The sequence below is a fragment of the Serratia sp. LACPHL-BACT-2024-00286 genome (genome assembly GCF_043109535.1).
In the GTDB taxonomy this organism is placed as follows: Bacteria; Pseudomonadota; Gammaproteobacteria; order Enterobacterales; family Enterobacteriaceae; genus Serratia; species Serratia sarumanii.
In genome coordinates this window covers 76,551-90,269 of record NZ_JBICNA010000001.1, presented here as the reverse complement: position 1 = coordinate 90,269, position 13,719 = coordinate 76,551, and the positions used below count along the sequence as shown (strand labels likewise).

Sequence of the window (13,719 nt, the reverse complement as noted above, 5' to 3'; positions counted from 1 at the left end):
CGCCTGCGGGGGCCCTGCCTGGCGGTTTTGGAGAGTCTTTGCTACCTTTAGGCCTCTCGTTCAAACGGTTAAAAGGAATTTCCGCTATGCACCCCCTCTCGATGCAGTTGCCCGGCTTTTACGTCGCCGGCCAGACAATCAGAACCACCAATCAGGACGAAACCCGGCCCGAAACGGCTAAAATTTCTGCGCTGTGGTCAGACTTTTTCGTCACCTCGCCCGCCATGCCGGTCTACGGGGTCTACTCCAACTACGCCTCCGACGCCGGCGGGCCGTTTGACGTCACCGCCGGCAGTGCGGCAGAGAGCGGTTTGTACATCGAACCCGGCCGCTATCTGGTGTTCCAGGCCCGGGGCGCGATGCCGGCGGCGGTCATCGAAGGCTGGCAAGCCATCTGGGCCTACTTCGAGCAACACCCGGAAATCGAACGCCGCTTCCTGACTGACTTCGAAGCCTATACCGGCCCCGACGCGGTCGATATCCATATCGGCTGCCGCTAACGTAACAGTGAGATCGACGATGACCACCTTCTCCCCCGCCATTCCGATCCTGCGCATCTTTTCGGTCGACAAGGCCAAAGAGTTTTATCTGGATTTTCTCGGTTTCACGCTGGCGTGGGAGCATCGTTTCAGCGAGGATCTGCCGCTGTACATGCAGGTGAGCCGCGCCGGATTGACGCTGCACCTGAGCGAACACTACGGGGACAGCACGCCCGGCGCCGCCCTTTTCATCCCGGTGCACGATATCGACGCGCTGCACCGGGAGCTCACGGCCAAAAACTACCGCTATGCCCGGCCGGGGGTGGAGGTTGTCGACTGGGGCAAGGAGCTGAATCTCACCGATCCGTTCGGCAACCGCCTGAGGTTTTGCGAGCAGAGCCACGAAGCCTGAGCGGCCTTATTGGCGGTACTCCGCCTCGCTGACCGGCTCCAGCCAGGTCACCGGGCTGCCGTCCACCGCTTCGGCGATGGCGATATGGGTCATGGCGGTGTCCGGCGTCGCGCCGTGCCAGTGTTTGACGCCTGCCGGGATCCAGACGATATCGCCGGAGTGCATTTCCTGCGTGGCCTCGCCCCACATCTGGATCCAACCGCGCCCCTGAGTGACAATCAGCGTCTGGCCGAGCGGATGCGTATGCCAGGCCGTGCGGGCGCCGGGTTCGAAGGTGACGGTCGCGCCGCCCACCCTGGCCGGCGCGTCACCGGCGAACGGCGCGTCGATGCGTACCTGCCCGGTAAAATAATCCGCTGAACCGCGCTGTGATGGGATCGAACCGCTGCGTTGTATTTTCATCTGTCGTGTCCTCCGCGCCGGCTCTCACCGCCGGCGCTGATCGTCATGAGTGCGTGATGCCAAGATAGCGCCATGCTTTTCCGGCGACTAGCGGGTAAAATGCGCAAGGAGCTATGAGCTAAATTCATAAATCTGCGCGACAGTGCGCTCACCTTCCTCTTCGGTGCCGATATGTTGAAAGAAAACTTTAACGATCTGATCGCTTTCCTGATGGTGGCCAGGGAGCGCAGCTTCACCAAAGCGGCGGCGCAGCTTGGGGTTTCCCAATCGGCGCTCAGCCACGCTATTCGCGGGCTGGAAGAACGCCTGGCGCTGCGCTTGCTCACCCGCACCACCCGCAGCGTCGCCCCCACCGAGGCCGGTGAACGGCTGCTCAACAGCATCGGCCCGCGCTTTGCGGAGATTGAAAGCGAGCTGAACGCGCTGGGTGAAATGCGCGATCGGCCCGCCGGCAACATCCGCATCACCGCCGGCGAACACGCGGTGGATGCGGTGCTGTGGCCGGTGTTGCGCACTTTTCTCGTCGATTACCCGGATATCAACGTGGAAATCACCGTCGACAACAGCCTGACCGACATCGTCGCCGGGCGATTCGACGCCGGCATTCGGCTGGGGGAACAGGTGGCGAAGGATATGGTGGCGGTGCGCGTCGGGCCGGACATGCGCATGGTGCCCGTTGCCTCCCCCGCCTATTTCGCCCGTTACGGCCGCCCCGCCACGCCGCAAGCGCTGCAAAACCATCGCTGCATCAACATGCGCCTGCCCACCCTCGGCGGGCTGTACGCCTGGGAATTTGCCCGCGATGGCCGGGAGATCAAAGTGCGGGTGGAGGGGCAACTGACCTTCAACAGCCTGCGCCAGCGGATCGACGCCGCGCAGCTCGGCCTGGGCATCGCCTTTGTGCCGGAAGACACCGTCGCCGAGCCGCTGGCCGACGGGCGGTTGCAGATGGCGCTGGACGACTGGTGCCCGCCGTTTCCCGGCTATTACCTCTATTATCCGAGCCGCAGGCAGCACACCACCGCCTTTGCGCTGCTGATTGAGGCGCTGCGGCGCGGGGCTTAACGCCCGACGTTTTTCTGCAGATGCGCCGGGTAGCGATCGCCGATCACGTCGATAGCGGAAAGCGCGCGCTCAATCTCGCCCAGTTCGTCCGCTGCCAATGTGACCTTCGCCGCCGTGAGGTTTTCTTGCAGACGATGGCGCTTGGTGGTTCCCGGAATCGGCACGATCCACGGCTGCTGCGCCAGCAGCCAGGCCAGAGCGATCTGCGCCGGCGTCGCGCCCTTGCGCTGCGCTATCTGCCCCAGCACATCCACCAGCGCCTGGTTGGCTCGTCGCGCCTCGGCGCTGAAGCGTGGCACCTGGTTGCGAAAATCGCCGCTGTCGAAGGTGGTGTCCTCGGTGATGGCGCCGGTGAGAAAGCCCTTGCCGAGCGGGCTGAACGGCACCAGACCGATGCCCAGTTCCGCCAACGTCGGCAAGATTTCACGCTCCGGCTCACGCCACCACAGCGAATATTCGCTTTGCAGCGCCGTGACCGGCTGCACTGCGTGAGCACGCCGAATGGTTTGCGCTCCGGCTTCCGACAGGCCGAAGTACTTCACTTTCCCTTCGCGAATCAGTTGCTGCACCGCCCCGGCCACCTCCTCGATAGGCACCTCGGGATCGACGCGATGTTGATACAGCAGATCGATGGCCTCTACCCGCAGGCGCTTCAGCGAACCGTCCACCGCCCGGCGAATATGCTCCGGACGGCTGTTCAACACCTGTTGCCCCGCCGGCTGCGACAGATCGAAACCAAACTTGGTGGCGATAACGACCCGATCGCGCACCGGCGCCAGCGCTTCGCCCAACAATTCCTCGTTCGTGAAAGGACCATAAATCTCGGCGGTATCGAAGAACGTCACGCCTTCGTCGACCGCGGCACGGATCAGCTCGATCGCCTGTCGTTTGTCGGTGGCCGGGCCATAGCCAAAACTCAGCCCCATGCAGCCCAACCCCAACGCCGAGACTTCCAGCCCTTCGCGCCCCAATTTGCGTGTTTGCATCTTCACTCTCCCGCTGATTGATACCGGCGCCGCCTGACGCGGCGCCGCTCCGGTGTGATGACTGTAAAACACGGTTGGCACCATGACTATGGGGCGAAATACGCTTGGGCTTATGAGCCAGGCTCATGAATCAAACGTCATCGTTGAGCGCTTGGCCGATCGCCTCCTCACACAGCAGGATGTTATGGTGATGACAAGCCAGCGGGATGACCCTCAGCCGCTCACAGACCGCGCCTAGCCCATTATCCGCCACCGCCAGCAGCGGCGCCGTGACCGCCTCCGGCAACTGCGGGTTCCTCTCCGTCGCCTTAAACAGCGTCACCTTGGTGGTCTGCAGCCTGCGGCTCAGACTCCCCTCAGACAGCCGCCGCTCCGCCTGCCCTGCGGCCATGGCGCGTGTAGCCGCCTCGCCTTCGATGCCCAGCACCGGCAGCAGCAGATCCAAGGGCAACTCCGCCGTAGCCTGCCTGTAGAAGCTGTCCAGCAGATACAGTTGCACGTTACGGCAGCCACGCGCCTCCAGGCGGGCGGCAATCTCCAACGCGATAATGCCCCCCAGCGACCAACCGAGAATGCGCACCGGCCCGGCGCTTTGCAGCAGACCGGCGGCGATCATCTCGTTCAAATACCGTTCGGCCAGATCGCCGAGCGAGTCGATAGCGGGTTGATGGTAAAGGTTATGGTTATCGACGCCATAGCAGTTGAATCGCCCCTGCAGCGGCTGGGCGAAAGCGTGGAATGCCTCCGCCCCTACCAGCGCCGGATGGATCATCCATACGACGGGCGCGCCCTCTGCCCAGCGGTTAAGCGGCAAGACCAGGCGGCGTTCGTTGGCGGCCAACAGGTTTTTCAGCGTGCGACTTTGCAACAGCTGCACCACCGGCACCGGCGCGGCCATCAATTCGCCCATGCCGACACACAGGGAAATGGCCTTGATCGAGGTGCCGCCCAGCAGGAAGAAATCGTCCGTCATGCCGACCTGCCCGCACTGCAGCGCCGCCTGCCACAGCGCACACAGCTGCTGTTCCAGCTCGTTCGCGGGAGCGACATAAACCTGCGGTTCGCTCGCCGCAGGCGTAGGCAACGCCTTGCGATCCAGCTTGCCGCTGGAGTTGTGCGGCAACGCTTCCAGCCGCATCAGCGCCGCAGGCAGCATGTACAACGGCAATTGCCCGCTCATAAAGGCCAACAGCGCCGATTCATCCAGCGGCGCCTCGCTGACGTAATACAGCGCCAGGCGCTGCCGATGCGCCTCCGACAGCACGACGGCGCAACAGGATTTGATCGCGCCGAACGCCAGCGCACATTGCTCGACCTCGCCCAGCTCAACGCGGTAGCCGTTGATTTTCACCTGAAAATCCATACGGCCGAGGAACTCCAGGTTGCCGTCCGGCAAATAGCGGCCGGCGTCGCCGGTGCGATAAAGCCGCTCACCCAGCTCCGGATGGTAGATGAATTTCTCTTCGGTCAGCGACGGATTGCGGTAATAACCGCGCGCCACGCCGATCCCACCGATGTATTGCTCCCCCGGCAAGCAAGGCGGCAGCACGCGCAGATGACGATCCAGCACGTAAAAACGCTGATGGGCCATCGCCTGACCGTAAGGCACGCTGGGCGCCAGGATCGGCGTCTCCGGGATATCGTACAGGATCGACCAAATAGAGCTCTCGGTCGCGCCCCCGGCGCTGACGACTCGGCACCCCGGCCGCCATTGACGAATGCGCGCTGGCAGTTGGCGGGAGATCACCTCACCCACCAGCACCACGTTGCGCAGCTGCGGCCACTGCGCCTGCGACGCGGCGGATTCCAACTGCTCTACCAACAGCGTCATCACCGAAGGCGCGGAGTTCCAGAAGGTCACGCCCTGAGTCATCAACAGCCGATGCCAGGCCTCAGGCTGATAGCGTTCGGTTTCGGACGGCATCACGATAGCGCCGCCCACCGACAGCAGGCCGAAAATATCGAACACCGAAATGTCGAAACTCAGCGCGCTGAGCGCCAACCCGCGATCGTCCGCGCCGAGTTCCAGCTGGCGCAAGGTATCGATGATGCTGTTCACCGCGCCGCGATGTTCTATCGCCACCCCTTTCGGCGCGCCGGTAGAGCCGGAGGTGAAAATCACATAGGCCAGCGCGGAAGGCGCCGGCAAGACAGGCTCTCCCGGCGCCGCCGGCGGTAACGCCGTGACGGCCCCCTGCGGATCGATGGTCAACAGCCTGGCCTCGCCGCTGGTCGCCCATTCCCGGCTGCTGAGGATAATTCGGGTCTGCGACTGCGCGACGATATCCAGGCGGCGGCGTTCCGGCCAGGCGCCGTCCAGCGGCAAATAGGCCTTGCCGGCCATCAGAATCGCCAGCACCGCAATGATTTGCGCCCGCCCTTTGTCCACCATCACCGCGATGGTATCGGCGCGCATGTCCGCGTGCTGACGCAGCTGCAGCGACAGCGTCAGCGCGCGCCGATACAGCTCACCGTAGCTCAGTTCGCCCCATTCATCGACGATCGCCCGCCGTTGCGGATGGCGCTCGGCCTGACGGATGAAATCATGATGGATGGCGCGCTCAAAATCGTAGGCCGGCGGACAGGATTGATGGAAGGCGCGTTGCCGTGCCATTTCGCTCTCCGAGACTAGCGCCAACTGGCTGACGCGCTGCTCCCCGTGATTGACGATCTGCGTGAGGATGGTCAGATAATACTCGCCCAACAGCGCCAGCGTGGCCGGTGCGAACAATGCGGTGGCATAGTTGAAGATCGCCCTGCCGCCCTGCGGCGCCGGCTGTATGCTCAGCGTCAAATCGAATTTGGCCGCCTGGTAGTGCGCCAGCAGATCCTGCGGCGCCAGCCAGGCCGGCGCATCCCCCTCTTCCTCCAGCGCGAACAGCGCCTGGAACAGCGGATGGCGCGACAGATCGCGCGGCACCTGCAGCAGCTCGATCAGCTGATCCAACGGCAAATTCTGATGCCGTTGCGCCTGCAGCACGCCGTCAAAGACCCGGTTTACATAGTCGTTCAGCGACGCCGCATCGTCGATCTGCGAACGCAGCGGCAGCGTGTTGACGAAGAACCCGATCGCCGAGCGGGTCTCCGCCACCGGCCGGTTGGCGACCGGCGTGCCGACCAGAATATCTTGCTGGCCGCTGAAGTAACCGAGCAGCAGGTTAAAGGCCGCGAGATACAGCGCAAACGGCGTGACGCCCTGGCGCCGGGCGAACTGCGTCGCCTGCATCGTCAGGGCCTCCGGCAGCGCGATGACGTGGTTGGCGCCGCGATGATCGAAGCGGGCCGGCCGCACGAAATCGAGCGGCATTTCCAGCGCCTGCCACCCATCCAGCGCTTGTCGCCAATACGCCTTCGCCTCATCCGCCTGAGCGGATTCCAGCCAGCGCCGCTGCCAGACGGCATAGTCGCCATAGTGCAACGGCAACGCCGCCAGCCCGGCCTCTTGCCCTTGCCGCTGCGCCTGATACAGCACGTCCAGCTCCTGCAACAGCACCGGCTGCGACCAGCCGTCAAACGCCAGGTGATGCACCAGAATCAGGCTGTAAGTCACCCACCCGCCATCCGGCTGCGCCACCCGGTAAACGGCTGCCCTGATCGGCAATTCCGCCCCCAGCGCGAACGGCCGGTCGATATCCTGCCGCAGCCTGTCCGGCCAGTGCGCCGCCGCCAGCGTCACGCGCTCCAGCGAAAGCGTCAGTTCACAGGCACGGGCGACGGCGCTTTGGGATGGCATCTGGACAATCAGGCTGTGCAAGACCTGATGCCGGGCGACCACCGCCTGCAAACTGCGCTCGTAAGCCGCCAGGCACACCCCGTCGCCGAGACGGAACAGCATCGGCACGTGGTAGAGATTGCCGCCGCCGTTCAAATTCTCGATAAACCACAGCTGCAGCTGTGAAGAAGAGAGCGGATACTCGCGCTGCCGCAGCGGCGGGATCGACACCGGCGCGGCGCCCTGCTCCTGTTGCGGCAACGCGCGACACAGCGAGCGGATCGTCGGGAAGCGCCCCAGCTCGCTCAGCGTGACCTCGCGCGCCAGCCGCCGGCCGATCTGATAGCAGGCCTGGATAGCCAGAAGAGAGTTGCCCCCCAGCGAGAAGAAATTGTCCTCCACGCCGATATCCTGCCGCTGCAGCAGATCGCGCCACACCGCCAGACAAGCGTTCTCCCATTCGCTCTGCGCCGCGACGAACTCACGCGCCGCCCTTTCCGGCTGCGGCAACGCCTGTCGCGCTATCTTGCCGTTTTCGGTCAGCGGCAGCTGCGCCAGCTGCATCAGCGCCTGCGGCACCATGTAAGGAGGCAGTTGGCGGCTCAAATGCTGAGCCAGCGCCTGAGGGGCGATCGCCTCATCGGCAACGTAATACGCGGCCAGGCAGGGCTGCGGTTGCGTGACGAGCACGCAGCAACAGGCGGTCACGCCCGGATAGGCGAGCGCGGCATGTTCTATCTCCCCCAGTTCGATGCGATAGCCGTTCAGTTTGATCTGCTGATCGAGGCGCCCCATAAACTCCACGTTGCCATCCTCCAGCCATCGGCCCGCATCGCCGGTGCGATACACCCGCTCCTGCAGCTCGTCATGCCAGAAGAAACTCTCGGCGGTGCGTTGCGGATCGCCGTAATACCCGCGCGCCAGGCCTTCCCCCGCCAGATAGATTTCGCCTCGGACACCCGGCGCGGCGGGCCGCCGCCCGGCATCCAGGATATAGCAACGCTGGTGCGGCAACGGTTTGCCGTAAGGAATGCTGACCGACCGAATTTTCTGACCGCGCGGCACCTCGTACAGCATGGTGAAGATCGCCGCCTCCGTAGCGCCGCCGGCGCTGCAAAAACGGCCGTGCGGCGCCCAGGCCAGGCAGCGTTCCGGCAGTGAGGTGGCGATCCAGTCGCCCCCCACCATCACCGCCCGCAGCGCCGGTGCCGGCCCGGCCGTCAACCCCGCCCCGTTCACATAATCCAGCAACAGCTCCATCAGCGCCGGTGCGCTCAGCCATTGAGTCACCCGATGGGTCATCATCAGCTGATACCAGGCCTGCGGATTGGTCCGATCCCGCTCGGCCGGCATTACGACCGCGCCGCCGGCGCTCAACGGGCTGAAAATGTCGAAGATCGCCAGATCGAAGCTCAACGCGCTGAGGGCCAGGCTGCGATCCCGCTCGTTGAGGCCGAAATACCGCCGCACGCCCTCCAGCATATTCACCGCGCTGCGATGTTCGATCGCCACGCCTTTCGGTGTGCCGGTCGATCCCGAGGTGAAAATGATATAGGCCAGGCTGTCGGGCCCGGCATCCAGCGCCGGCAGGAGCTGTTCCGGCAGCGGCAGCTGCGCCGCCAGCCCTGCGGCATTCAGTTCGATCAGATTGATCTCGTCGCAGGCCCAGGGCGCATCGCTGAGCAGCGTATTGATGCCGGCCTGCGCCATCACGTTCAGCCGGCGCTGCGGCGGCCATGCCGCCTCCATCGGCAAAAACGCCTTGCCGCACATCAGCGCCGCCAGCAGGGCTACCGGTTGCCGGCGCCCCTTGTCGGCGATGACGGCAATGGCGTCACCGGTCATCCGCCCTTGCACGCGCAGCTGAGTGGCAAGCGTCAGCGCCGCCGCGTGCAGCTCGCCGTAAGTCATCTCGCCCTGCTCGTCGACAACCGCCACGGCCTGCGGATTGCGCCGCGCATGCTGCACGAAGTCCTGTTGCAGGCTGCGTTCAAACGCATAGCCGAAGGCGGGCGACGCCGGCAGCGCCTGACTCTGCGGTTGCAGACGGATATTTTCCAGCGGCCAGTCGTCGTGGTGCGCCATCTGCTGCAACACGGCGAGATAGTAGCCGGCCAACCGATCCATCGACGCTTTGCTGAACAGCGCCGAAGCGAAGTTGAAGCGCGCGCGCATCTGCTCCCCCTGCGGCGTCAGCGTGAGCGTAAGATCAAACTTGGCGGTGCGTTCATAAGCGCTCAGATCGACCACCGACAGCCAGTCCGGGCGCGCCAGTGCGCCGCCTTCGCTCTCCAGCGCGAACATGACCTGGAACAGCGGATGGCGCGAAAAATCGCGCGGCAGCGCCAGGTCGTCCACCAGCGCTTCCAGCGACAGCGTCTGATGCTGCTGCGCCTGCAGCGTCGTGGCCGCGACCTGCCGCACAAACTCCACGACGCGATGACGCGGGTCGATCTGCCGGCGCAAAGGCAGCGTATTGACGAAGAACCCGATCAGATTCTCCAGTTCAGGGCGGCTGCGGTTGGCCAACGGCGTGCCGACCATGACATCGTTCTGGCCGCTGTAGCGGGACAGCAGCAACATGAACCCCGCCAGCATCACCGCATGCAGCGTCACCCCCTCTCTGCGCGCCAGCGCATCCAGCGCCTTCACCAGCGCCGCCGGCAACGGCACTTCGCTGTTGTCGCCGCGCTCGTCGAAGACCGCCGGCCGCAAAAAGTCCAACGGCAGCGAGAGTTGCTGGCAACCCGCCAGCGCTTGCCGCCAAAAGGCCAATTCTTCCGCCCGGCGCTGCACATTTTCCGGCGCTTGTTGCCAGCGCGCATAGTCGAGGTATTGCAACGCCGGCTCTGTCGCCTCACGCCACGTGCCGCGATAGCGCGCGTCCAGCTCCTGCAGCAGCACCTCAAGCGACCAGCCGTCAAAGACGATGTGATGGAACACCAACAGGCAAACGGTCGTTTCCCGCTCCGCCGCATCGCGGTAACGGTAGCGCGTGGCGCGCAGCGGCAGCTCGCTCGTCAAATCCATCGGCTGGCTGCAGGCTTGCGTCAGCGCGGCGTCAAATTCATCGGCGCTCAGCGTTAGCACAGGCACCGGCAACGCGGTGTCGCTGACCCACTGGCTGGCTTCGCCCCGATCATTCTGGCGAATCAGGCTGCGCAAGATCTGGTGGCGCTCGACGATCGCCTGCAGGCACTCCGCAAAACGTTCGTCATCGATATCCGGCGACAGCCGCAGCAGCACCGGCGACAGATAATGCGTGGCGTTCACCGACAGTTGCTGAACAAACCACAGCCGCGACTGCTGAAGCGACAGCGGCGCCTCCCGCAGCCCGCCGGGGAGGATCGGCAGCTCGTCCGGCGGCGCCTGACGCTGGGCAGCGATGTGCTCGCTCAGCGCGGCCACCGTCGGGTGCTGATTCAACGTCAGCACCGAGATCTTCGCCCCCGGCAGTTTATTCACTTCGTGGCACAGCCTGATCGCCATCATGGAGTTGCCGCCGAGGCGGAAGAAGTTGTCATCCACGCCGACATCGCCCCCCAGCAGCCGATTGAACAGTGCCGACAGGCGAATCTCCAGCGGCGAACACGGCCGGCGAAACGCCGTTTGCGGCTCGATCGGCAACGGTTCCGGCAATGCCCGGTAATCGACCTTGCGGCTCACCGTCAGCGGCAGCGCCGCCAGCGCCCGCATCGCCGAGGGCAACATGTAGTGCGGCAGCTGCGCCGCCAGCCGTTGCAAGATGTCGCCGGCCTCCGGCTCCGCGCCAGGTTGCGGCACATACCAGGCCGCCAGCTGGTCCGTAGTGCCGGGACGCAGACTCACCACCGCCTCGGCCACCCCAGGCAGCGCGCGCAGCTGCATTTCTATCTCGCCCAATTCGATGCGATAGCCGTTGATCTTGATTTGCTGATCGTGCCGTCCGAGGTACTCCAGACTGCCGTCGGCCAAGCGCCGCACTCTGTCGCCGGTGCGGTACAGGCGCCGGTACGGTTCACGCAGTTCAAAAGGATTGGCGGTGAACGCGGCCTCCGTCAACGTCGGCAGGTTCAGGTATCCGCGCGCCAGGCCGACACCGGCCAGGCACAGCTCGCCTTCCGCCCCCAGCGGCAGCAAGTTATCGTGCTCGTCAACCACATAGCAACGCATGTTGGCGATGGCGTGGCCGATATTGCGCGCGCCGTTGCGGCGATAAATATTCAGGCTGGCGCTGACCGAAGCTTCGGTCGGGCCATACATGTTGGCGACCTGCATGCCGCGGGCCAGGTAATGGTCGAGCGCTTCCTGCGCGCTCGCCTCGCCGCCGGTCGCGAGATAGCGCACCGAAGCCGGCAATTCAGGGAAGGTGCCAAGCAGCGCCGGCGGCAGGAAGCAGGCCTCGATGCACCAGGCCGTCATCTGTTCGCACAACAACGCCGGATCTCGTCGCTGCGCTTCGCTCGCGATGAACAGCCGGTGGCCGTTGCCCAGGGCCATGAACACCTCAAAGACGTGCGCGTCAAAGGCCAGCGAGGCGAACTGCAGGCAGTTGAGCGCATCCGGCTCATTGCGCAACAAACGCTGCGTATGGCCAAGCACCATGTTGGCTGCACCCCGGTGTTCGCACAGCGTGCCCTTCGGCCGCCCGCTGGTGCCGGAGGTGTAAATCACGTAGGCCAACTGCCGGGCGTCCACACGCGGCAAGCTCGCGGCATCCGCATCGGCGAGCGGTTCATCCGCCGACAGGCAAAGATCGCCCGGCGCCAATCGCTGCGCCGCGGCCTGCAACGCGCTTTCGGTCAGGACGATCGGGCTGTTTACCTCTTGCAGGATATAATCCAGCCGCTGCGCCGGCGCGGCGGGATCCAGCGGCACATAGGCACCGCCCGCCTTCATGATGGCCAGCATCGCCACCACCGCCTCCACGCTGCGCTGCAGATACAGCGGGATCAGCGTCTCCGGCGGCATGGCCACGCCGCGCAGCCGTTGATACTCCGCCTGCAGCCGCAGCGCCAAACGATCGCTGCGCTGCGCCAACTGGCGGTAGCTGAGCGATCCTTTGGCGTCGGTCACGGCGATGCGTTCCGGGTGACGGCGCGCCTGGCGGGCCAAGCCGTCGAGCAGCGTCGCTTCCGCATCGGCCGTTGCAGGCCCGCTCTCCCAGGCGTCGCGGCAGCGCAAAACCTGTTGCGCCGTCAGCTGCGGCCAAGCGGCAATCGGCGCATCCGGTTCGGTTAACCCGCGCTGCAATAGCCAAAGATACTGCTCCGCCATCTCCGCCATCTGGGTCGCGTCGAACAGATCGGGGCGGTAGCGCAGGCGAAACTCAAAGGCCTGCTCGGTGGGCTGATACTCCAGCAGCAGTTCCGAACCGGCCAGATCGACATTGAACCGGTGATTGACGCCAATGCGACACCCCTCGAGCGCCAGCGGCGCATCTTTCAGGTAAGCCTGGGTAAAGTTGACGTTCAGCTGACGCACCGGACTGAGGCTCAGCATGTCATAAACCGGTAATTGGCTGTGCCGCAGCTTGCCAGCCACCTTGAGCGCTTTGCTGTAGGCCAGCGTCGCGCGGTACAGCTGATTGAACGTGGCTCCCGGGGCGAGGGTCAAGGGAAACACCGCAGTGTTGACCTGTGCGCCGAAGAACAGCGCCTCGCCACCCTCCGGCGCGATGGGATAACCGATATGCACCGTTTCCTGCGCAGATTGTCGGGCGATCAGCAGCGCCCACAGCGTTTTGAAGATCAGGAAAGGATTGGCATACCTGACGCCGGATTTCAGCGCTTGCCATTCGGCGAACGGCAACGCAAAACGCACTTCGCCGGCACCGGGCGCTTCGGCCGCTGCGCCGGGGAGATAAGGCAACGCCACGCGCGGGGCGCATTCGGCCAGCATGTCGCCCCAGAATGACGCGGAACCGAACTCGTGTTTCAACGCCGCGATATCCGCCTCATAGCGCCGGTACAATGTGCTGATGTCCGTTTCATCCGCCTGCGGCGGCGTCACCGCCGTGCCGCGATTGTAATAGGCGGAAACGGCGCTGTAGAACTCCTGTCCGGACAGGCCGTCGATCAGGATGTGATGAACGACAATGATCAGGTTATAGCGCTGCGGAGCCAGCTCAATCAGATAGAAGCGGCACAGCGGCCCTTCCCGGAGATCGAACGGCGTGTTGATTAACTTACCGACATCGCAATCGGCATCGAGCGTTTCCAGCGCAATTTTTTTCGCCGACCTTACCCAGCGTAATTGCGAGGCGCTGTCATCCAGAACGTGGTGAAACAGAATATAGTCACGGCAAACCCCGTCGATCGCCGCGCGCAGTCGGCCGACGTCCAATTCTCCCTCAATCGTCTGATCCAGCACCAGGTTGTACTCGCAGGAGTGTGGATTGAGCATGTACTCATTCCAAAATGTGTGGGTATAGGGTGAAGCGATGAGCGCGTCCATAAATCAATTCCCTTTTAATATATTCCGTAAATATATAAATAGATACTTATGCATGACATAAATACCGTAAGCGTTATACGATTGAGCTGTTAACTGAAAACCTAAAAAAGATAAGAGAGAATATTATTTTATTTTTATAAAAAATAAAGCCACAAAAATACAAATAAATAAACACCATAAAAAACAATTAGATAGAATCTATTTTGATTTTCCACCAATGGATTAACC

At 63.6% G+C, this 13,719-nt stretch carries 6 protein-coding genes; 3 read left to right on the top strand and 3 right to left on the bottom strand.

The features are described from left to right. Nucleotides 1-86 precede the first annotated feature (86 nt). Together ACF8MC_RS00430 and ACF8MC_RS00425 are read left to right on the top strand one after the other, a co-directional pair. On the top strand, nt 87-500 hold the full coding sequence (locus ACF8MC_RS00430; RefSeq protein ID WP_164104869.1) for a GyrI-like domain-containing protein: 414 nt from the start codon (nt 87-89) through the stop codon (nt 498-500). A gap of 19 nt (nt 501-519) precedes the next feature. Continuing rightward, nucleotides 520-891, top strand: coding sequence for a glyoxalase superfamily protein (locus ACF8MC_RS00425; RefSeq protein WP_047571479.1), 372 nt, complete (start codon nt 520-522; stop codon nt 889-891). 6 nt (nt 892-897) lie between these two features. Here the strand turns inward: ACF8MC_RS00425 and ACF8MC_RS00420 are convergent, their stop codons facing one another. Next, a complete protein-coding gene (locus tag ACF8MC_RS00420) occupies nt 898-1,293 on the bottom strand; it encodes a cupin domain-containing protein (protein ID WP_047571477.1) in 396 nt (131 codons plus the stop codon). A gap of 171 nt (nt 1,294-1,464) precedes the next feature. On the opposite strand from ACF8MC_RS00420, the gene ACF8MC_RS00415 reads away from it, so the two are divergent. Next, nucleotides 1,465-2,358, top strand: a complete 894-nt coding sequence (locus ACF8MC_RS00415) for a LysR family transcriptional regulator (protein ID WP_033647876.1) — start codon at nt 1,465-1,467, stop codon at nt 2,356-2,358. Here the strand turns inward: ACF8MC_RS00415 and ACF8MC_RS00410 are convergent. Beyond that, the gene (locus tag ACF8MC_RS00410; RefSeq protein ID WP_060430532.1) at nt 2,355-3,344 is read right to left on the bottom strand and encodes an aldo/keto reductase; all 990 of its coding nucleotides are present in this window, start codon (nt 3,342-3,344) and stop codon (nt 2,355-2,357) included. The two genes, ACF8MC_RS00415 and ACF8MC_RS00410, sit on opposite strands and share 4 nt — an antisense overlap. A 130-nt stretch (nt 3,345-3,474) precedes the next feature. Next, nucleotides 3,475-13,491: a non-ribosomal peptide synthetase gene (locus ACF8MC_RS00405; RefSeq protein ID WP_164104870.1), complete on the bottom strand. Its 10,017-nt coding sequence runs from the start codon at nt 13,489-13,491 to the stop codon at nt 3,475-3,477. Between the last annotated feature and the right edge of the window lie 228 nt (nt 13,492-13,719).